Raw genomic sequence first — 20,148 nt, forward strand, 5'->3', positions numbered from 1 at the left:
GTGATGATGATCAGCAGAGTTTGGAAGCAGGGCGGCGGGTGGGGCGGGAGTTGGGCCGGATCTCTCGTAGAGTTTGGGCCGTGGGATCTCTGCGCAATCCGATCGGGCCGCTCCCCTCCTCCATCTACTGGCGACGGAGGGCAGTCGCGGCGTCGCTGGTCGCGCTCCTCGCCGTGCTGATCGTCTGGACCGTCAGTACCACCGGAGACGGTGGTGGCGCGGACGGCAAGGGCGCAGGCGGCACGAGTCCCGCTCCCACGATCACGCCCGGGCCCGACCAGTCGGGGCCCGCGATCAGTGAACAGCCGGGCGGGCGCGACGAATCGGGCGGGGACGAGGGGGGCGACGGCGGCAACGGCTCCGGCGGCTCCGGCGGTTCGGGCGGCAGCACGGACGGCACGACGGGCGGTGCTTCGAGCGGTGCCACCGACGGCGGGGCGAGCGGTGGCAGCGGCACGGCGGGTGCCACAGCCGGTGGCGGCACCGCAGGACGGCCCGTGCCGGCGGGTCCCTCGCTCCCCGACTGCGCGCCCGGATCGCTGAAGCTGACGCTGCGCAGCGCCAAGGTCGCCTACGAGCCCGGCGAGAAGCCCCAGTTCCGGCTGGTCGTCTCCAACTCCTCTGCCACGACCTGCAAGGCCGACTTCGGCCCCACGGCGGCCGTGTTCACCGTCACCGACGCGGAGGGCGACAGCGTGTGGTCCACCAAGGACTGCCCGCGCCCCGCCGGGAGCCGTCTGCTCCAGGTGCCGGCGAAGTCCTCGATCACGCACACCGTGCAGTGGGACCGCGGACGGAGCGCCCCGCAGTGCGCGACGCCTCCCGCCGCCCCCGTTGGGCCGGGCACCTACCTCGTGGAGGCCAGGTTCCAGGGCGCCACCGTGCCGGCCTCGTTCCGCCTCGAGAAGGGCTGAGCCGAACGGGAGCGGCCGCTACACGTACCGCTCGAGGATCGAGGACTCGGCGAGCCGTGACAGGCCCTCCCGCACGCTGCGGGCCCGCGCCTCACCGACGCCGTCCACCGCCTGCAGGTCGTCGACACTGGCGGCGAGCAGCTTCTGCAACCCGCCGAAGTGCTCGACGAGCCGTTCGATGATCGCGCCGGGCAGCCGGGGAACCTTCGCCAGCAGACGGTAACCGCGCGGCGAGACCGCGGAGTCGAGCGTCTCCGGGGAGCCGCTGTAGCCCAGGGCCCTCGCCACGGTGGGCAGTTCCAGCAGCTCCGCGTGGCTGAGGGCGTCGAGCTCGGCGAGCGCCTCCTCGACGGTGCGGGAGCGCTGGGGGCCCCTCCCGGGCGCGGCCCGGGGGGACGTGGGCTCCGGCACGTAGTCGCGCACGACCAGTTCGCGCTCGGGCTCCACGCCCGCGATCAACTCGTCGAGCTGCAGGGCCAGCAGCCTGCCGTCGGTGCCCAGCTCGACCACGTACTCGGCGATCTCGGTCGCGATCCTGCGCACCATCTCCAGTCGCTGCGCGACCGCCGTGACGTCCCGGACCGTGACGAGGTCCTCGATCTCGAGGGCCGAGAGCGTGCCCGCGACCTCGTCGAGGCGGAGCTTGTACCGCTCGAGGGTGGCGAGGGCCTGGTTGGCACGGGAGAGGATCGCCGCCGACTCCTCCAGGACCCGGCGCTCACCGTCCACGTACAGCGCGATCAGACGCATCGACTGCGACACGGACACGACCGGGAAGCCGCACTGCCGGGACACCCGGTCCGCGGTGCGGTGACGGGTGCCCGTCTCCTCGGTGGGGATGGACGCGTCGGGGACCAGCTGCACGCCGGCCCGGAGGATCTTGGAGATGTCCTTGTCGAGGATGAGCGCGCCGTCCAGTTTGCACAGCTCGCGCAGACGGGTGGCGGTGAACTCCACGTCCAGCACGAAACCGCCGGTGCACATCGACTCGACGGTCTTGTCCATGCCGAGAACGATCAGGCCTCCGGTGTTGCCGCGGAGGATGCGCTCCAGGCCGTCGCGCAGCGCGGTGCCGGGGGCGACGGCGCTCAGGGCGGCGCGGATCAGCGCTTCGTTGCCGGAGCCTCCGCCGGACTTTCCGGGTGCTGATGCCCCGTCCTTGGCTGCCACTGCACTCCTCCGGCTCGTACGGGTGGGCGAGACCAGGGCAAAGTCTACCGGCGCGCCTCGTCCTCCCGTGGGGCGTCCGCCCGCTCTTTGCGCGAGGCGCCGCCGGAGCCCTGCTGACGGCCCCTCGGGAGCACCCTCAGAGCATCGCCCATGTCGGCGACCTCGGTCACCTTCATACCGGGCGGGATCTTCCCCGGATCGGAGGGGACAAGCGCATGGGTGAAGCCCAGGCGGTGCGCCTCGGCCAGCCTCCGCTGCACCCCCGTCACCCTCCTGACCTCGCCCGCCAGGCCGACCTCGCCGATCGCGACCAGGTTCTTCGGCAGCGGTGTGTCGCTGGCGGCCGACGCGAGGGCGAGCGCGATCGCCAGGTCCGCGGCCGGCTCGGAGAGCTTCACTCCGCCGACCGTGGCGCTGTAGATGTCGCGTTTGCCCAGGGCGCTGATCCGGCCTCGCTGCTCGAGCACGGCCAGCATCATCGAGACCCGCGAGGTCTCCAGACCGGAGGTGGTGCGGCGCGGGGAGGGGATCTGGGAGTCCACGGTCAGGGCCTGCACCTCGGCGACCAGCGGGCGGCGTCCCTCGAGGGTCACCGTCAGACAGGTGCCGGGAACCGGCTCGTCGCGGCGGGTCAGGAAGAGGCCGGAGGGGTCCGCGAGTCCGATGATGCCCTCGTCGTGCAGCTCGAAGCAGCCGACCTCGTCGGTCGCCCCGTAGCGGTTCTTCACACCGCGGACCAGGCGAAGCCGGGCGTGGCGGTCGCCTTCGAAGGAGAGCACCACGTCCACCAGGTGCTCCAGCAGCCGCGGTCCGGCGATGGCGCCGTCCTTGGTGACGTGGCCGACGAGCAGCGTCGACATGCCGCGCTCCTTGGAGGCGCGGATGAGCGCGCCCGCGACCTCCCGGACCTGTGCCATGCCGCCGGGGGCGCCGTCGATCTCGGGGGACGCGACGGTCTGCACCGAGTCGAGGATCAGCAGCGAGGGTTTGACCGCGTCGAGGTGGCCCAGCACCGCGGAGAGGTCGGTCTCCGCCGCGAGATAGAGGTGGTCGTGGAGCGCCTTGATCCGGTCGGCGCGCAGCCGGACCTGGCTCGCGGACTCCTCGCCCGTCACATACAGCGTGCGGTGCTCGTCGCTCGCGGCCTTCGCCGCGACGTCGAGCAGCAGCGTCGACTTGCCGACGCCCGGCTCTCCGGCGAGCAGCACGACGGCGCCGGGGACCAGGCCGCCGCCGAGCACCCGGTCGAGCTCGGCCACGCCGGTGGACCGGGCGGTCGCCTGGCGGCCGTCGACCTGCCCGATGGGCAGTGCGGCGGTGGAGACCCGGCCTGCGGCGGTGGTGCGGACGGCGGGCGCGCCGTACTCCTCGACGGTGCCCCAGGCCTGGCATTCGGGGCAGCGGCCGAGCCACTTGACGGTCGTCCAGCCGCACTCGGTGCAGCGGTAGGACGGCCGGTCCTTCGCGGATTTCGTACGGGCAGCCATGCGCAAACCGTAGCCGGGACCACTGACAGCGCAGTCCCTGCACCGAAAGGGGGACGGCATTCGGGCCGGAATTCGCCATTCCTGTCCCCCTTCGAGGGAACTGTTCACCCGTTGGGATTAAAAGTGCTCAAGGGGTACGAACAGGCTGTGCTCCTGCCCCTACGGTCACGGAGTGACGAGCAGCAGGCTGGAACCCCCTCCCCACACCACCGGAGCACACCGGACGCACCGACGCGCCCCCCGGATGTCGCACGGGCAGCCGCCCGCACGTTACGAGCCGTACCTGGACGGCCTGTTCACCTACTGCCTGTCCGTGCTGTGCGATCACGACGCGGCCACGGCGGTGCTCGGTGACGTCCTCGCCATCGCCGAACGCCAGCACGGGCGCTGTCCGTCCGGCACGGCAGAGCGGAAGGCCTGGATGTACGCGCTCGCACGGTGGGCCTGCCTCCGCCGGCTGACCGAACAGCGGCGCAGGCGGCAGGGCGCGCACACCGGGCGGCCCACGGCCCCGGAAGAACCCGCGCCGCGCGTGCCGCCGAATACCGCGCAGCGCAGACGTGCCGAACTGGCCCTGCTGGCCTGGCCCGAGGCCGCCGGCACCACGCCGGAGCAGCGTGAGGCGCTGGAACTCGCCGTGCGGCACGGCCTCGGCGCCGCCCAGATCGCCTGCGTCCTCGGGAGGGAGCGGGTCGCCACGCGTGAGCTCCTCGCCGCCGCCGCCTGCGAGGTCGAACGCACCCGTGCCGCGCTCGCGGTCGTGGAGCGGGGCAACTGCCCGGCCGTCGGCCGGCTCACCGGGGACAACCGGGTGCTGCTCTCCGCCGCACTGCGCCAGGAGCTCGTACGGCACGTCGACGACTGTCCGCGGTGCCGCCGCGCGGCCGAGCGCGCCGGAGCCGGCGGGCCGTGGCCGGGGTCGGCCGTCACACCGGCCACGCTCCCGCTCGTCGAGGCGCCGCGGACCGCCGCGTACGCGGCGATGCTCCATGTACCGAGGGCACGGGCGGGGGGCCCGCGGTTCGGGCCCGGCGGCTTCCCCCTTGACCCCAAGGACCATGCCGCCCGGCGCGACCGGATCCGTGCGAGGGCGGTGACGACGACGGTCGTGGCGACGGTCGTGGCGGCTCCCGTGCTCGCGTTGTGGGCGGCGTACCGGGGGGCGCCGCTGACGGGCGAGGCGCGCGGTCCCGCTGCCAGCGCGGACGAGCGGGCGGACGGCGGGGCCGCGGCCGACCCGTACGACCACTACGAGAACGCGGGCAACGCGAGCGCGACACCGGACCCGCGGTTCACGGCGAACCGGCGTTCGCCGGACGTCTCGGTCGAGGTGATCAGCGCGGACCTGCCCGCGTCGCCTTCCACTCCCGGCCTGCCGGGCCCCGGAAGGATCACGGTCGAGGCGGAACCGGCCGGCGACAGCACCCGCATCACGCTCACGGCGTCCGGTGGATCACCCGTGCGGTGGTCGGCGTGGACCAGCGCTTCCTGGCTGTTCACGAGCCTGTCCTCGGGCACGCTGAACCCCGGCGAAACGATCACCCTGTACGTGCTCGTCGACCAGGCGCGGGAGCCGGCGGGGCCGTGGGTGGCGCGAGTGGGCATCGATCCGTCGGGGGCGGTCGTCTCGATCCGCGGCCACGGCGCGGGGACCTCGGCGCCTCCGTCGTCGTCGGATCCGGATCCGACGCCGCCGTCGAGTCCTCCGTCGACCCCGCCGCCGTCATCCCCGGACCCCGACCCGACCCCGCCGTCCTCCAGCCCGCCGCCGTCGTCGCCTGACCCCGACCCGACCTCGGATCCGACCCCGTCGGAAGACCCGCCGGTCACGCCTACGGGCTGAGGGCACGGGGGCCTGCTTCCCCCGCCCGTCCTCCTCCCACTGACCCGGCGGCCAGGAGAGGGTCCCGTCCCGAAACGGGGGCAGGCCCCGGTCCGGGGTGGCGTGCTGCGCACGGGCTTGGGGCTCTGCGCTTCGATCGTCGGCGGGGCTGGATCTGCCCCGACCGGGGTGCTGATTTCGCGGGGCGAGGCCCGAGCTCGGGCAGGGATCGCCCGGCGGCGGCGTGGGACGTGCTTCCACTCGCGGCCGCCAGGTCGTAGGGGAAGCGCTCGAGGCCATCGCGCGAAGCGCGGTGCCCCGCCCGCGCGGAGCCGCGCACCGACGTGCGGGGCGGGGGACCGGCTCCGCCCCGCAGCGAGTGTCAGCGGGGCGCCGGATCGGCGGGGTGGGGTGCCAGCAGGGGCAGCGTCGACGCCAGACGGGCCTCGCACAGGCCGGCGAGGACGTCGTAGGCCGCCTTGCCCATCAGCTCCGTCAGCTCCGGGCGGTACGTCACGTACAGCGGATCGCCGGCCCCGTGCGCCGAGGTCGCCGAGGTGCACCACCAGTGGAGGTCGTGGCCGCCGGGGCCCCATCCGCGACGGTCGTACTCGCCGATGGAGATCTGGAGGACGCGCGTGTCGTCGGGCCGGTCGATCCAGTCGTACGTGCGCCGCACCGGCAGCTGCCAGCACACGTCCGGCTTGGTCTCCAGCGGCTCGCGGCCCTCGCTCAGCGCCAGGATGTGCAGCGCGCAGCCCGCGCCCCCCGCGAATCCGGGACGGTTCTGGAAGATGCACGAGCCCTCCCAGCGCCGGGTCTGGCGCTCGCCGTCGTCCTCGTCCTCCTGCACCCAGCCCGTGCTCGTACCGACGTCGTGGAACTGCCACACCTCGGGCGTGAGGCGGGCCACATGCTCGGAGACGCGCTGCTCGTCGTCCTCGTCGGAGAAGTGCGCCCCCAGCGTGCAGCAGCCGTCGGACGCGCGCCCTGCCTGGATGCCCTGGCAACCGCTGCCGAAGATGCAGGTCCAGCGCGAGGTCAGCCAGGTCAGGTCGCAGCGGAAGACCTGCTCGTCGTCCGCCGGGTCGGGGAACTCCACCCAGGCACGGGCGAAGTCCAGGCCCTTCTCGTCTGCTTCGGCTCGGATCGTCGTCAACGGGTTGGCTTTGCCCGGCTTCGCCTTTTTCGTCTTTGGCACGGGTCCAGCGTATGCGTGCGGCAGCAGTAGCGTTCCGCCCATGAGACTCGGAGTCCTCGACGTCGGATCGAACACGGTTCACCTGCTGGCGGTGGATGCCCACCCCGGCGCGCGGCCTTTGCCCGCCCACTCCCACAAGGCCGAACTGCGCCTCGCGGAACTGCTCGACGCCGACGGGGCCATCGGCCCCGCCGGGATCGACCGCCTCGTCGACACGATCGCCGACGCCCTTCAGGCCGCCGAGGACAAGGGCTGCGAGGAGGTCCTCGCCTTCGCCACCTCCGCCGTGCGCGAGGCCACCAACGCGGACGCGGTGCTGGCGAGGGTCAAGGACGAGACCGGGGTCGTGCTGACGGTGCTCAGCGGCGAGGAGGAGGCGCGGCTGACCTTCCTCGCCGCCCGTCGCTGGTACGGCTGGTCGGCCGGGAAACTGCTCGTCCTGGACATCGGCGGCGGCTCCCTGGAGATCGCGTACGGAATGGACGAGGAGCCCGACAAGGCGGTGTCCCTGCCGCTCGGCGCGGGGCGTCTCACCGCGGGCATGCTGCCGGGCGACCCGCCCGACATACGGGACGTGAGGGCGCTGCGCCGCCATGTGCGGGCCGAGATCGCCCGTACGGTCGGGGAGTTCAGCCGCCTGGGCAGGCCCGACCACATCGTGGCGACGTCGAAGACCTTCAAGCAGCTGGCCCGTATCGCCGGCGCGGCCCGTTCCGCCGAGGGGCTTTACGTGCAGCGTGATCTGAGTCGCAGTTCGCTGGAGGAATGGGTGCCGAAGCTGGCCGCCATGACCGTCGAGCAGCGTGCCGGTCTGCCCGGCGTGTCCGAGGGCCGGGCCCGCCAGATACTCGCGGGAGCCCTGGTCGCGGAGGGTGCGATGGACCTCTTCGGCGTGGAGGAACTGGAGATCTGCCCGTGGGCGCTGCGCGAGGGACTCATTCTGCGCCGCCTCGATCACCTCACTACCGGCTAGTTCTGCCCCGTACCCTGTCCCCGTGGAAGAACCAGTCGTGCGTATCCCGGATGCGAAGGTTGTCCTGTCGACGGCTTCCGTCTATCCGGAGTCGACGGCGACAGCCTTCGAGATCGCCGCGCGCCTCGGCTACGACGGCGTCGAGGTCATGGTGTGGACCGACCCGGTGAGCCAGGACATCGAGGCGCTGCGCCGGCTCTCGGACTATCACCGGATGCCCGTCCACGCGATCCACGCGCCGTGCCTGCTGATCACGCAGCGGGTGTGGTCCACCGATCCGTGGGTCAAGCTCCAGCGGGCACGGGCCGCGGCCGAGAAGCTCGGGGCGTCGACGGTCGTGGTGCATCCGCCGTTCCGCTGGCAGCGCCAGTACTCCCGTGACTTCGTCAGCGGGATCTGGCGGATGGCGAACGAGACGGACGTGCGCTTCGCCGTGGAGAACATGTACCCGTGGCGGTACCGGGACCGCGAGATGCTCGCCTACGCCCCGGACTGGGACGTCACAAAGGACGACTACCGCCACTTCACGATCGACCTCTCGCACACGGCGACGTCCCGTACCGACACCATGGCGATGGTCGACCGCATGGGCGACCGGCTGGGACATGTGCACCTGGCCGACGGCCGGGGATCCGCGAAGGACGAGCACCTGGTGCCGGGCCGCGGCGACCAGCCGTGCGCGGAACTGCTGGAGCGGCTCGCCCGCACCGGTTTCGACGGCCATGTCGTCATCGAGGTCAACACCAGGCGCGCCATGTCCGCCGCCGAACGCGAGGCCGATCTCGCGGAGGCGCTGGCCTTCACCCGGCTGCATCTGGCCTCGGCCAGCCGCATCTCATGACGCAGGAGCGCAGGGGGCGCGGGCGCCCGGCCCGCAAGGCGGCCGAGGAGGGACCGGGCGCCAGGGAGCGCATCCTGCAGGCGGCCCGTGACGAGTTCGCGGAGCGGGGCTACGACAAGACGACCATGCGCGGCATCGCCAGGGCGGCGGGAGTGGACGCGGCCCTCGTCCACCACTACTTCGGCACCAAGGACGAGGTCTTCGCGGCGGCCATCGAGGTCTCCTTCGAGCCCGCGATGATCGTTCCGCAGATCCTGGGTCAGGGCGCGGAGGGCATCGGCGAGCGCCTGGCGCGCTTCTTCATCGGTGTCTGGGAGAACCCGGCGACCCGTGCTCCGCTGCTGGCGGTCATCCGGTCCGCGCTGACGCACGAGGCGGCGGCCACGGTGCTGCGGGGTTTCGTGCTGCGGCGCCTGCTGGAGCGGGTGGCCGGCGGGCTCGACGTACCCGATCCGCAGTTCCGGGCGGAGCTCGCCGCCTCGCACATGGTGGGCATCGCGATCCTTCGGTACGTGATCCGGGTGGAGCCGTTGGCCTCCGCGGAGCCGGAGGAGATCATCCGTATCGTGGCACCCACGCTGCAGCGGTATCTCACCGAGCAGGACCCGGCAGGGCCCGCCGCGCCCGGCGGGACGGCGACCGGAGGCTGAGCCGGGCGTCCCGTATCCCGGACATGCTGTCCAGATCTTGGAGCGGCGGCGTACGCTCGTGAACAGACCCATCTGCCTGAAGGACACCTGAGGAGCGAGCGACGATGCCCGAGCTGAGGTCCCGCACTGTCACCCACGGCCGCAACATGGCGGGCGCCCGCGCCCTTATGCGGGCGTCGGGCGTAGCGAGCGAGGACATCGGCAAGCCGATCATCGCCGTCGCCAACTCGTTCACCGAGTTCGTGCCCGGTCACACCCACCTCCAGCCGGTCGGCCGGATCGTCTCCGAGGCGATCAAGGCCGCGGGCGCGGTGCCCCGCGAGTTCAACACGATCGCCGTGGACGACGGCATCGCGATGGGCCACGGCGGGATGCTCTACTCGCTGCCGTCGCGCGACCTGATCGCCGACTCCGTCGAGTACATGGTCGAGGCGCACTGTGCGGACGCGCTGATCTGCATCTCCAACTGCGACAAGATCACTCCGGGCATGCTGATGGCCGCGCTGCGCCTGAACATCCCGACCGTCTTCGTCTCCGGCGGCCCCATGGAGTCCGGCCGGGCGACGCTCGTCGACGGCACGGTCCGCACGCTCGACCTGGTCGACGCGATCTCGGACGCCGTCAACGACAAGATCTCGGACGAGGACATCCTCCGCATCGAGGAGAACGCCTGCCCGACCTGCGGCTCCTGTTCCGGCATGTTCACCGCCAACTCGATGAACTGCCTGACCGAGGCCATCGGCCTCTCGCTGCCCGGAAACGGCTCGGTCCTCGCCACCCACACCGCCCGCAAGGCGCTCTACGAGAACGCCGGCACGACGGTCGTCGACATCACCCGGCGGTACTACGAGCAGGGTGACGAGTCCGTCCTGCCGCGCAACGTCGCCACCTTCGAGGCCTTCGAGAACGCCATGGCCCTCGACATCGCCATGGGCGGCTCGACGAACACGATCCTGCACCTGCTGGCCGCCGCCCAGGAGGCGGGAGTCGAGTTCGGCCTCGACGCGATCGACGCCGTCTCACGCCGGGTGCCCTGCCTGGCGAAGGTCGCGCCGAACGTCGGGAAGAACCGCACGTACTACATGGAGGACGTCCACCGCGCCGGCGGCATCCCCGCCCTCCTGGGGGAGCTGCACCGCGCAGGACTGCTCAACGAGGCAGTGCACTCCGTGCACAGTCCGTCGCTCGCCGACTGGCTCAAGACCTGGGACGTGCGCGGCGGTTCTCCGTCCGCCGAGGCCGTCGAGCTCTGGCACGCGGCGCCCGGCTGCGTGCGCTCCGCCACCGCCTTCTCCCAGTCCGAGCGCTGGGACGCCCTGGACGAGGACGCCGAGGAGGGCTGCATCCGTTCCGCGGAGCACGCCTACTCCAAGGACGGCGGGCTCGCGGTCCTGCGTGGCAACCTCGCCGTGGACGGCTGTGTCGTGAAGACCGCCGGCGTCGACGAGTCCATCTGGACCTTCGAGGGCCCCGCCGTGGTCTGCGAGTCGCAGGACGAGGCCGTCGACAAGATCCTCCGCAAGGAGATCACCCACGGCGACGTCGTGGTCATCCGCTACGAGGGTCCCAGGGGCGGCCCCGGCATGCAGGAGATGCTCTACCCCACGTCCTTCCTCAAGGGCCGCGGCCTGGGCAAGACCTGCGCCCTGGTCACCGACGGCCGCTTCTCCGGCGGCACGTCCGGTCTCTCCATCGGCCACGCCTCCCCGGAGGCAGCCTCGGGCGGCACGATCGCGCTCGTCGAGGACGGCGACCGGATCCGCATCGACATTCCGGGCCGCACGATCGAACTCCTCGTCGACGAGGAGACCCTGGCCTCGCGCCGTGACGCGCTCGGCGGCGTCTACGCGCCCAAGGGCCGGGAGCGCAAGGTGTCCGCCGCCCTGCGCGCGTACGCCGCGATGGCGACGAGCGCCGACAGGGGCGCGGTCAGGGACGTGTCACAGCTGGGCTGACCGGCCAGGCTCACGAAGGACCCGGCACGCTCACCAGCGTGCCGGGTCCTTCGCGTCCACGGCGAAGACGGAGCCGTCCGGGGCGGTGGCGTACACCGTGCCGGCGGCGGTGACCGGCGCGGGCAGCAGGGACGCGAAGGTGGAACCGTCGTCGGCCATCCGCAGGCCCGTCTGCCCTGTGATCCTGCCCAGCCGGGCGTCGACCGCGAGCAGACGCCCGTCGGCGGCGGACAGGTAGACCGCGCCCTCACCGGCGGCCGGTCGTGAGAGATGGGCGACCCCTGTTTCCAGGCGCCACAGCTCGGCGTCCTTCGCACCGGCGCCGGGCCGGGCCGTGTCGACAGCGGTGAGCGAGCCGCCGGCACCGGCGATGTAGACGACCTGTCCCGCCACTGTTGCCTGGGCCTGGTCGACCGGCACGGTCAAAGGGGTGCGGCGCACGTCGTGACCACCGGTCGCGGTGTCGAGCGTCACGACCGCGCGCGTGAAACCGTCGGTGCCGACGGAGAGCAGATGCAGTGACGTGTCCGAGAGCTGTACCGGTGTCAGCGAGCCGGACAGACGTTTCGTCCAGAGGAGCTCACCGTCCATCGGGTCCACGGCACTGATCAAGGTCGACGTCCCGTCGGGGGAGGGGGCGGCGGCGAGCGCCGGACCCTCGCCGGCGGGGTCGAAGGCCCACTCGGCACCCGGGCGGCCGTGCTGCTTCTGCCAGCGTTCCTCGCCCGTCGCCGCGTCGACGGCGCGCACCAGACCGCTGTCGGTCACCAGCAGGACCGTGTTCCCGACGGGGTGGACCGTCGAGTAGGAGGAGATGTCCAGGTGCCAGCGGAGCTCGCCCGTCGCGGGGTCCAGCGCCTCGTAGCGGCCCCCGCCCGGCGTCACCACATGCAGCAGCCCTGCGGCAGGCCGGGGCACCAGGCTCTCGTCGCTCTGCCCGGCGGCGTTCCGGGGCGACTTGTTGTCGGCGGCGGACCAGACACGACTGCCGTCGGCCGGGTCCAGGCGGGTGGCCTTCGTACCGGGGCCGGCGCAGTAGAGGGCGTCGCCGTCGGCGGAGCACACGGGGGCGGCGTCCGCCGCGTCGTCCCGCAGGGTGATGCTCCAGGGGCGGAAACGCCGGTCGTCGACGGGTGCCACGGGGGCGCCGTCGTCCATGACCGCGCCGATGACGACGGCGCCGGCGGATGCCAGGACGGTGAACGCGGCGGCGGCGAGGGCCCAGCGGGTGCGGCGGCGCCTGAGGGGAGCCGCCTTCTCCGCCTTCGCAGCTTTCGGCGTGGGAGCGGGAGCGGCCGCCGGTTCGGAGTTCTCGACGGGGTCGGGCTCGCGCTGTGCCGGTATGTACGCCTGGGTGTCGTACGCGGAGGACGGCGAGGACGCCCGCAGCGCGACCATCAGTTCGTAAGGCGTCGGCCGCTCCCGGGGGTCCTTCGCGAGACAGCGCGCCAGCAGCGGTACGAGGTCCTCCGGGACGCCCGCCAGGTCGGGCTCGTTGTGGACCACCTGGTACGCCACGATGTACGGGCTGTCGGAGTCGAACGGGCCACGCCCGGTCGCCGCGTGGACCAGCACCGCGCCCAGCGCGAAGACGTCCGCCTCCGGTCCCACCTCCCGCGGGCGCTGGAACTGCTCGGGCGCCATGAACGGCGGCGTGCCGATCAACTTGCCGGTCTCCGTGCGCAGATCGCTGTCGACGGGACGCGAGATGCCGAAGTCGATGACTTTCGGCCCGTCTGCGGCCAGAAGCACGTTGCTGGGTTTGAGATCGCGGTGCACCACCCCGGCGCGATGGATGTCGCGCAGCGCCTCCGCGAGACCGGCGCCCGCCCTGCGGAGCTCGGCCGGAGTCAGCGGGCCGTTCCGTTTCACCCGGTCCGCGAGCGTCGGGCCGTCGATGAACAGGGTGGCCATCCAGGGCCGGTCGGCGTCCGGGTCGGCATCGACCACCGGCGCGGTGAACGCGCCGCTGACCCGGCGGGCCGCGGCCACCTCCTGCCGGAACCGTGCCCTGAACTCGGGGTCCTGGGCGTGCTCGGCATGGATGACCTTGACCGCGAGCCGCAGACCGGAGGCGGAGGTGGCCAGATGGACGACACCCATGCCTCCGTTGCCCAGGCATGCCTCGAGGCTGTACTGGCCCGCATATTCCGGATGCTCCGCTTCCGGGAACGGCCCGGTGCTGCGCAGCGGTGGCATCTCCCACCCCCGTCTGATGGTGCGCACGCGCGACGCTCGGAGCCTAGTCGATGATGCGTGCGATCCAGCCATGGCTTGCTAGCCTGCGCGCGGCGCAACGCCACTCATTCACGTAGGCGGGGGAAGACCAATGGCTCTTGAAGAGACGCACGACGCAGAGGTCCCGAACGCGGAGGTCCTGAACGCGGAGGTCCGGGACGCGGGGGCTTCGGACGCGGACACCTCGAACGCGGCGGCCGGTGCCGACGCGTCCGAGGCGGACACCGAATCGATCGGGACCATGACGGCCAAGCGCTACCCGGTCGCACCCGGGGTCCGCCTCAACGTCCGTTCCGGCCCCGGCACCAACTACCGGCTGGTCAAGATCCTTCCGTACGGCGCCACTGTGCCGATCAACTGTCAGAAGGCCGGCGAGACCATCACCGGCCCGTACGGCACCACGAACCTCTGGGACAACATCGCCAACGGGCAGTTCGTCTCGGACGCGTACGTGTACACCGGCAGCGACGGCTACGTCGCGCCGCGCTGCTCCTGACCCCTGCCCGGCGCAGCGGGGATAATCGACCCGTGAGCGAGCACAGCGAGCACAGCAGGAGCGCCGGGACCGGCGGGAGCACGGCGAACACCGAGGGCACCGCGAGCACGACGAGCGGCGGCGGTCCGGAGCCCGAACCCATCCGTTTCTTCGGCACGACCTGGGTCGGCCACGACGGGGGGTACGGGCTGCGCCGGGCCGGCGTCGCCGTCGGCTCGCTGATCACCGCCTTCGCTGCCGCCCTCGTGCTGCGCTTCGCCTATCAGGGTCTCGCGATCGCCGAGGTCGGCAGTTTCGTGAACGTCCTCGTCATCGTGATGTTCGCCGTGTGCAGCGCCATCGCGTTCCGCAAGACCTGGGAAGGCTTCTCGCGCCGCCCAGACGGCTCCCGGGCAGAGGACTCGCTCCGCAGTCTCAAGACGATCGGCTTCATCGGGTCGCTGATCGCCTACTCCCTGCGCTGCCTCCTCGAGGCTCCCGGCGAGAAGCTGCGCCGCACCGAGTACGAGGCTGCGGTCAAGCAGTACGAGAAGCGCCGTGGCTCCCGCTCCGGCAACCCTGCCGCCCGCAGGCGGAAGGGCGGCAGCCCCGGGCGCAGATGATCGCGCCCGTAGTCCCGCACCGTTCGCGGCCCGCGCCCGGCCACGCCCCACAGGGGGTGTGGCCGGGCGCGGGTGCTTGACGGCCCGGCAGCACCCGGCGCATTATTCATCACATGATGAATTCCTCCGGGGTCGCCGTGCTCGCCCGCGGTCTCACCGTCGTACGGGGAGACCGCACCGTCCTGCGCGATCTCGACTTCACCGTCCTCCCCGGCCGGATCACCGGTCTCCTCGGACCTTCCGGATGCGGCAAGTCCACGCTGATGCGCGCCGTCGTCGGCACTCAGGCGAAGGTCACCGGCACCCTGGAGATCCTCGGCATGCCGGCTGGAGCCGCCGAACTCCGCTCCCGGATCGGCTACGTCACCCAGGCGCCGTCCGTCTACGACGACCTCACCGTCCGTCAGAACCTCGAATACTTCGCGTCCGTCCTCCTGCCGGGCCGCCGCAGCCGCGACGCCCGCCGCGAGTACGTCGCCCGGGCCATCGAGGACGTCGATCTCGCCTCGCACGCGAACTCCCTCGCGGGCCGGCTCTCCGGCGGACAGCGCAGCCGCGTCTCCCTGGCCGTCGCCCTGCTCGGCACCCCCGAGGTGCTCGTCCTCGACGAACCGACCGTCGGCCTCGACCCCGTCCTCCGCCGCGACCTGTGGGACCTCTTTCACCGCCTCGCCGACCAGCGCGGCGCGACGATCCTCGTCTCCTCCCACGTCATGGACGAGGCCGAACGCTGCCACCGCCTCATCCTGATGCGCGACGGCACGGTCCTCGCCGAGGACGCCCCCGACGACCTGCGCGTACGCACCCGCTCGGAAACCGTCGAACAGGCCTTCCTCCACCTCGTCGACCAGGCCAAGGCCCCTCAGGAGAACGCCCGATGACTCCCGCCCGCACCTTCGCCACCGCCGCCCGCGTCCTGCGGCAGCTCCGCCACGACCCGCGGTCCATCGCCCTGATGATCCTCGTGCCGTGCGTGATGCTCTTCCTGCTGCGCTTCGTGTTCGACGGCAGTCCGCAGACCTTCGACTCCATCGGCGCCTCGCTGCTCGGCATCTTCCCGCTGATCACGATGTTCCTGGTGACCTCCATCGCGACCCTGCGCGAACGCACCTCCGGCACGCTCGAACGACTCCTCGCCATGCCGCTCGGCAAGGCGGACCTGATCGCCGGGTACGCGCTGGCCTTCGGACTCGTCGCCGTCGTCCAGTCCCTGCTCGCCACCGGCCTCGCGCTGTGGGGCCTGGGCCTCGACATCACCGGCTCCCCCTGGCTGCTGCTGCTCGTCGCACTCCTCGACGCACTGCTCGGCACGGCGCTCGGGCTGTTCGTCTCCGCCTTCGCCGCCTCCGAGTTCCAGGCGGTCCAGTTCATGCCGGCCGTGATCTTCCCGCAGCTGCTGCTGTGCGGCCTGTTCACGCCCCGCGACAAGATGCAGCCCGTCCTCGAGGCGATCTCCGACGTGCTGCCCATGTCTTACGCCGTCGACGCCATGAACGAGGTCCTGCGTCACTCCGACGTCACCGGCGACTTCGTCAGGGACGTCCTGGTCGTCGCCGCGTGCGCCCTGTTCGTACTGGCTCTGGGCTCGGCCACCCTGCGCCGCCGCACCGCCTGAGCGGATCCGCCCGCGCCGGCCCGGGCCGCGGCCGGGGTCCGTACCGACCCTTGGACCACCACGGCACCGCCCCGCCCCCGGTGACAGGATGTCCGCAGTTGTCCCCAGCGGCGAGGTGAACAGAGCAATGACCCAGACAGTCGCAGTCCTCGGTACGGGCAAGATCGGTGAAGCCCTGCTCAGTGGCATGATCCGCGCAGGCTGGCAGCCCGCCGATCTGCTGGTCACCACCCGCCGCACGGACCGCGCGGACGAACTGCGCAGCCGCTACGGCGTCGAACCCGTCACCAACGCCGAGGCCGCCAAGCGCGCCGACACCCTGATCCTCGCGGTCAAGCCGCAGGACATGGGCAAACTCCTCGACGAACTCGGCCCGCACATCACCGCGGACCGTCTTGTCATCAGCGCCGCGGCCGGGATCACCACGTCCTTCATCGAGGAGCGCCTCGCCGCGGGTACCCCGGTCGTCCGCGTCATGCCGAACACCCCCGTGCTGGTGGACGAAGGCATGTCGGTGATCTCCGGGGGCAGCCACGCCACCACCGAGCACGTCGTGCACGCCGAGGAGATCTTCGGCGGCGTCGGCAAGACCCTCCGCGTCCCCGAGTCCCAGCAGGACGCCGCCACCGCTCTCTCCGGGTCCGGCCCGGCGTACTTCTACTTCCTCGTCGAGGCCATGACCGACGCGGGCATCCTCCTCGGCATCCCGCGCGCCCAGGCCCACGACCTGATCGTCCAGGCCGCCATCGGCGCCGCCGTGATGCTCAGGGACAGCGGGGAGCACCCGGTGAAGCTGCGTGAAGCAGTCACGTCCCCCGCCGGCACCACGATCAGCGCCATCCGCGAACTCGAGAACCACGGAGTACGGGCCGCCCTGATCGCGGCGCTCGAAGCGGCCCGCGACCGCAGCCGCGAACTCGCCTCCGGCAACGGCTGATCCCCCGGTCACGGCTGATCCCCCCGGTCACGGCCGGTCAGCCCACCGCGGCCGACACCAGCTCCTCGGTGGACACCACCTTCGCGAACCCACCGCCGTGCAGCGACACGGCGGTGGCCCGCGCCAGCTCCTCCGCGCCCAGCGTCCATCCCCACGGCCCCGTCAGGCCGAAGGTGTACGTCGCGTCCAGGGCGAAGAGCACCTCGTAGCCGAGGTTCCCGCCCATCCGTGCCGTCGTCTCCGCGCACATGTTGGTCTGGATGCCGGCCACCACGACCTGGTTCACCCCTGCCGCCCGGAGCCACGAGTCCAGATCCGGCGATCCGTAGAACGCCGAGTTGACGCTCTTCGTCACCAGCAGCTCCGCACCCGTTCCCCGGCCGCGCCTCTCTTCCACGTACGCCTTGAACCCGTTGCCCTCCTGCCCCGGCCGCAGCGGCGAGTCGGGCTGCACCGAGTCGTGCCGTACGAGGACCACCGGCCGGCCGCTCGACTGCCAGGCATCCAGCAGGGCGGCGATGTTCTCGTCGGCTCCGGGGTTGTTGCGGACACCCCAGAACTCCTCGTCGTCGAACCCCTTCATCACGTCGATCAGCACCAGCGTCGCGTTCTCCTCGATCTCCATGCCCCCAGAGTGCTGCCCCGCAGGCCGCGGCCCCAGAGGTATGAAAGACAGCGATCGATGGTTTACTGCCAGGATGGTGGCCACCGTTCAGCCCCAGCGCATCGCGCTGCTCGCCTTCCCCGGCGTCCGCGCCTTCGACGTGTCCGTCATCTGCGAGGTCTGGGGCGTCGACCGCACCGACCGGGGCGTTCCCGCGTTCGAGCTCCGGCGCGCCGCGGTCGACCGGACGCCCGTACCCCTTCGCGGCGGACTCACCCTGGTCCCCGACCGCACACTGGCCTGGCTGTCGTCCGCCGACCTCGTGATCGTCCCCGGACTCGACGACCATCTCCGTCCCGCCCCGGAGCCCGTCCTCGACGCCCTCCGCCGTGCCCATCGCCGCGGAACGCCCGTCGCCGCCCTCTGCGGGGGTGCCTTCACCCTCGCCCAGGCCGGGCTCCTCGACGGCCGCCGCGCCATCACCCACTGGTACCTCGCTCAACTGTTGCGCGAGCACCATCCCCGGGTCACCGTCGTCCCGGACGCGCTCTTCATCCATGACAGCAACATCTGGACCTCCGCCGGAACGGCCGCCGGGATCGACCTCTGTCTCCACCTCGTCCGCACCGTCCACGGCGCGGAGGCAGCGGCGACGATCGCCCGCTCGATGGTCACCGCACCCTTCCGTACCGGCACCCAGGCGCAGTTCATCGAGCACCCCACCCCGGGCAGCGACAGGGATGCCGACGCGCTCGCCGCCGTCCGCGCCCACGCGCTCGCCCACCTCGACGCACCGCACACCGTCGACACCCTCGCCGCCCGCGCGGGCATGTCGGCGCGGACCTTCGCCCGTCACTTCAAGGCCACCACCGGCACCACCCCGCTCAACTGGCTGATCGCACAGCGGGTCGCGGCGGCACAGAAACTGCTGGAACTGACCGACCACCCCCTCCCGGAGGTCGCCCGCCGCGCGGGCTTCGGCAGCGAGGTCACCATGCGGCAGCACTTCGCCTCGCACCTCGCCACCAGCCCACGCGACTACCGGTCGGCGTTCCGTCAGCCGGCCGGCAGCAACCCGATCGCCCGGTAGGCGGCGTCCACGGTCGGACGGGCCATCCCTCTGGCTCGCTCGGCGCCCTTCCTCAGCACTTCGTCGACGTGCCCCGGATCCGCCGCGAGCTCTGCGTGCCTCTCCCTGATCGGTTGCAGCAACTCGAGCACGGCTTCGGCCGTGTCCTTCTTCAAGGCCCCGTAGGACGCGTACTCACCGGCCAGCTCCTGAGGCCTGCGGTCCGTGCAACCCGAAAGGATCTCGAGCAGATTCGCGATGCCCGGGCGTGTCGTGGGGGCGTACTCGACGTCGTGCCCGCTGTCCGTGACCGCACGCATGACCTTCTTGCGCACCACGTCGGCATCGTCGAGCAGATAGATGATCCCGGCCCCCTGCTCGTGGGACTTCCCCATCTTCGTAGTGGGGTCCTGCAGATCCATGACCCGCGCCGCCACCGGAGGATGCGTGGCCCTCGGGACGGTGAACGTGTGCCCGTAGCGCTGGTTGAAGCGCACGGCCAGATCCCGGGTCAGCTCCACATGCTGTGTCTGGTCCTCGCCCACCGGCACTTCGTCGGTCCCGTACGCCAGGATGTCCGCGGCCATCAGCACGGGATACGTCAGCAACGACAGCCGCACACTCTGCCCGGCGGTGCGGGCCCGCGCGCCCTTCTCCTTGTACTGGATCATGCGCCGCAGTTCGCCGTCGGTGGCGGTGCATTCGAGGATGTACGACAGCCGGGCGTGTTCATCCACATGGCTCTGTACGAACACGGTGCACAGGTCCGGGTCCAGACCCGCCGCCAGCATCAGCGTCGCCGCCTGCCGGCTGAGTCTGCGCACCCGGGCCGGGTCGTGCTCCACCGTGAGGGCGTGCAGATCGACCACGCTGAACAGGGCGTCCGCCTGGTGCTGGTCCACTTCTGCCCACCGGCGCAGGGCTCCGAGGTAGTTGCCCAGTGTCAGATGCCCCGTGGGCTTGACCCCGCTGAAGATCCGCTTCATGTCGTACTCCGTCTCCTGATCGGAGCCGCCGCCTTCAGCGGCCGGACCTCCGGGAGGGAGATACGCGAACGGCCGCCGAAGCGGCGGCCGTGAGTGCATGCGCAGGTGCCGGCCGCCGTCAGGCGGCCCACCACTGAAGGAAGCACGTACGCGATGTCATGCGCCCAACACTACTACCTGGGGGCAGGTTGACAGGGGGTTTCCGCGTCCGTAGTGTTCTCCGGGTTGCCCGACGTGAGCACCGACTCCGGTCGGCCCCGGGCAGCCAATCCGCAGGACACACTCGAGCTGGTGGCTTTACATGCCGTCTGTCTTTCGTGTGCCTTTGCGGAATGAAGAATCTGCGTTCGAAAGGGCGCCGGCCCCGATTGGCTTCGGGGCGGAGGATTCCGCTAAAGTCTCACTCGTCGGAACGGCCCAACAGTCGCGAGGACAACACCCGCTGACTGGGAATCAGGCCCGAAAGAGTCTGATAGAGTCGGAACCGCCGGAAGGCCGAAAGGCCGGAAAGCACACCGAGGAAATCGGATCGGAAAGATCTGATAGAGTCGGAAACGCAAGACCGAAGGGAAGCGCCCGGAGGAAAGC

The 20,148-nt window shown here is 71.5% G+C and carries 18 protein-coding genes; 12 read left to right on the forward strand and 6 right to left on the reverse strand.

What is annotated here, in order from left to right:
• Positions 1-80 precede the first annotated feature (80 nt).
• Positions 81-914 (forward strand): hypothetical protein, encoded by an 834-nt coding sequence (locus ACFYV1_RS17910; protein WP_389396411.1) that lies wholly within the window; start codon positions 81-83, stop codon positions 912-914.
• Positions 915-932: 18 nt separating this feature from the next.
• Here the strand turns inward: ACFYV1_RS17910 and disA are convergent, their stop codons facing one another.
• Both disA and radA read right to left on the reverse strand, forming a co-directional pair.
• Complete coding sequence (disA, locus tag ACFYV1_RS17915) at positions 933-2,084, reverse strand: DNA integrity scanning diadenylate cyclase DisA (protein WP_389396412.1); 1,152 nt, start codon at positions 2,082-2,084, stop codon at positions 933-935.
• Between the two features lie 44 nt (positions 2,085-2,128).
• On the reverse strand, positions 2,129-3,571 hold the full coding sequence (gene radA / locus ACFYV1_RS17920) for a DNA repair protein RadA (RefSeq protein WP_389396413.1): 1,443 nt from the start codon (positions 3,569-3,571) through the stop codon (positions 2,129-2,131).
• Positions 3,572-3,743: 172 nt separating this feature from the next.
• On the opposite strand from radA, the gene ACFYV1_RS17925 reads away from it, so the two are divergent.
• Entirely contained in the window at positions 3,744-5,414 is a 1,671-nt protein-coding gene (locus ACFYV1_RS17925; protein ID WP_389396414.1) for a hypothetical protein, read from the forward strand.
• A 361-nt stretch (positions 5,415-5,775) separates the two neighbouring features.
• Here ACFYV1_RS17925 and ACFYV1_RS17930 read toward each other — a convergent pair whose 3' ends face one another.
• Entirely contained in the window at positions 5,776-6,594 is an 819-nt protein-coding gene (locus tag ACFYV1_RS17930) for a hypothetical protein (RefSeq protein ID WP_389396415.1), read from the reverse strand.
• A gap of 40 nt (positions 6,595-6,634) precedes the next feature.
• Here ACFYV1_RS17930 and ACFYV1_RS17935 point away from each other — a divergent pair, with 40 nt between their 5' ends.
• From ACFYV1_RS17935 to ilvD, 4 genes are all read left to right on the forward strand, one after another.
• Positions 6,635-7,567 carry a Ppx/GppA family phosphatase gene (locus ACFYV1_RS17935; protein ID WP_389396416.1) on the forward strand — a complete coding sequence of 311 codons (933 nt, stop codon included), beginning with the start codon at positions 6,635-6,637 and terminating at the stop codon, positions 7,565-7,567.
• A 22-nt stretch (positions 7,568-7,589) separates the two neighbouring features.
• Positions 7,590-8,408 (forward strand): sugar phosphate isomerase/epimerase family protein, encoded by an 819-nt coding sequence (locus ACFYV1_RS17940; protein WP_389396417.1) that lies wholly within the window; start codon positions 7,590-7,592, stop codon positions 8,406-8,408.
• A complete protein-coding gene (locus tag ACFYV1_RS17945) occupies positions 8,405-9,058 on the forward strand; it encodes a TetR family transcriptional regulator (RefSeq protein ID WP_389396418.1) in 654 nt (217 codons plus the stop codon). The genes ACFYV1_RS17940 and ACFYV1_RS17945 overlap by 4 nt, the downstream gene beginning before the upstream one ends.
• Before the next feature lie 104 nt (positions 9,059-9,162).
• Entirely contained in the window at positions 9,163-11,013 is a 1,851-nt protein-coding gene (ilvD, locus tag ACFYV1_RS17950) for a dihydroxy-acid dehydratase (RefSeq protein WP_389396419.1), read from the forward strand.
• 30 nt (positions 11,014-11,043) lie between these two features.
• On the opposite strand, the gene ACFYV1_RS17955 is transcribed toward ilvD, so the two are convergent.
• On the reverse strand, positions 11,044-13,212 hold the full coding sequence (locus ACFYV1_RS17955) for a PQQ-binding-like beta-propeller repeat protein (protein ID WP_389396459.1): 2,169 nt from the start codon (positions 13,210-13,212) through the stop codon (positions 11,044-11,046).
• 130 nt (positions 13,213-13,342) lie between these two features.
• Between ACFYV1_RS17955 and ACFYV1_RS17960 the strand changes: the two genes are divergently transcribed.
• From ACFYV1_RS17960 to proC, 5 genes are all read left to right on the forward strand, one after another.
• Positions 13,343-13,747, forward strand: a complete 405-nt coding sequence (locus tag ACFYV1_RS17960) for a peptidase (RefSeq protein ID WP_389396420.1) — start codon at positions 13,343-13,345, stop codon at positions 13,745-13,747.
• Positions 13,748-13,779: 32 nt separating this feature from the next.
• On the forward strand, positions 13,780-14,349 hold the full coding sequence (locus ACFYV1_RS17965; protein ID WP_389396421.1) for a hypothetical protein: 570 nt from the start codon (positions 13,780-13,782) through the stop codon (positions 14,347-14,349).
• A gap of 113 nt (positions 14,350-14,462) precedes the next feature.
• Positions 14,463-15,230: an ABC transporter ATP-binding protein gene (locus tag ACFYV1_RS17970; RefSeq protein WP_389396422.1), complete on the forward strand. Its 768-nt coding sequence runs from the start codon at positions 14,463-14,465 to the stop codon at positions 15,228-15,230.
• Positions 15,227-15,964 (forward strand): ABC transporter permease, encoded by a 738-nt coding sequence (locus tag ACFYV1_RS17975; protein WP_389396423.1) that lies wholly within the window; start codon positions 15,227-15,229, stop codon positions 15,962-15,964. The genes ACFYV1_RS17970 and ACFYV1_RS17975 overlap by 4 nt, the downstream gene beginning before the upstream one ends.
• Positions 15,965-16,091: 127 nt before the next feature.
• The gene (proC, locus tag ACFYV1_RS17980; RefSeq protein WP_389396424.1) at positions 16,092-16,901 is read left to right on the forward strand and encodes a pyrroline-5-carboxylate reductase; all 810 of its coding nucleotides are present in this window, start codon (positions 16,092-16,094) and stop codon (positions 16,899-16,901) included.
• A 37-nt stretch (positions 16,902-16,938) separates the two neighbouring features.
• On the opposite strand, the gene ACFYV1_RS17985 is transcribed toward proC, so the two are convergent.
• A complete protein-coding gene (locus ACFYV1_RS17985) occupies positions 16,939-17,526 on the reverse strand; it encodes a cysteine hydrolase family protein (protein ID WP_389396425.1) in 588 nt (195 codons plus the stop codon).
• Between the two features lie 73 nt (positions 17,527-17,599).
• On the opposite strand from ACFYV1_RS17985, the gene ACFYV1_RS17990 reads away from it, so the two are divergent.
• Complete coding sequence (locus ACFYV1_RS17990) at positions 17,600-18,595, forward strand: GlxA family transcriptional regulator (protein ID WP_389396426.1); 996 nt, start codon at positions 17,600-17,602, stop codon at positions 18,593-18,595.
• Here the strand turns inward: ACFYV1_RS17990 and trpS are convergent.
• A complete protein-coding gene (gene trpS, locus ACFYV1_RS17995) occupies positions 18,562-19,560 on the reverse strand; it encodes a tryptophan--tRNA ligase (protein WP_389396427.1) in 999 nt (332 codons plus the stop codon). The two genes, ACFYV1_RS17990 and trpS, sit on opposite strands and share 34 nt — an antisense overlap.
• Positions 19,561-20,148 lie beyond the last annotated feature (588 nt).

Origin of the sequence: Streptomyces sp. NPDC003023 (genome assembly GCF_042888225.1) — a bacterium.
Classification (GTDB): Bacteria; Actinomycetota; Actinomycetes; order Streptomycetales; family Streptomycetaceae; genus Streptomyces.

Bases quoted from the DNA above. Each gene is read 5' to 3' on its own strand.
- ACFYV1_RS17970 (WP_389396422.1), top strand. From the start codon at position 14,463: ATGATGAATTCCTCCGGGGTCGCCGTGCTCGCCCGCGGTCTCACCGTC.
- ACFYV1_RS17975 (WP_389396423.1), top strand. From the start codon at position 15,227: ATGACTCCCGCCCGCACCTTCGCCACCGCCGCCCGCGTCCTGCGGCAG.
- ACFYV1_RS17945 (WP_389396418.1), top strand. From the start codon at position 8,405: ATGACGCAGGAGCGCAGGGGGCGCGGGCGCCCGGCCCGCAAGGCGGCC.
- ACFYV1_RS17985 (WP_389396425.1), bottom strand. From the start codon at position 17,526: ATGGAGATCGAGGAGAACGCGACGCTGGTGCTGATCGACGTGATGAAG.
- ilvD (WP_389396419.1), top strand. From the start codon at position 9,163: ATGCCCGAGCTGAGGTCCCGCACTGTCACCCACGGCCGCAACATGGCG.
- proC (WP_389396424.1), top strand. From the start codon at position 16,092: ATGACCCAGACAGTCGCAGTCCTCGGTACGGGCAAGATCGGTGAAGCC.
- ACFYV1_RS17935 (WP_389396416.1), top strand. From the start codon at position 6,635: ATGAGACTCGGAGTCCTCGACGTCGGATCGAACACGGTTCACCTGCTG.
- radA (WP_389396413.1), bottom strand. From the start codon at position 3,571: ATGGCTGCCCGTACGAAATCCGCGAAGGACCGGCCGTCCTACCGCTGC.
- trpS (WP_389396427.1), bottom strand. From the start codon at position 19,560: ATGAAGCGGATCTTCAGCGGGGTCAAGCCCACGGGGCATCTGACACTG.
- ACFYV1_RS17960 (WP_389396420.1), top strand. From the start codon at position 13,343: ATGGCTCTTGAAGAGACGCACGACGCAGAGGTCCCGAACGCGGAGGTC.
- ACFYV1_RS17955 (WP_389396459.1), bottom strand. From the start codon at position 13,212: ATGCCACCGCTGCGCAGCACCGGGCCGTTCCCGGAAGCGGAGCATCCG.
- ACFYV1_RS17990 (WP_389396426.1), top strand. From the start codon at position 17,600: ATGGTGGCCACCGTTCAGCCCCAGCGCATCGCGCTGCTCGCCTTCCCC.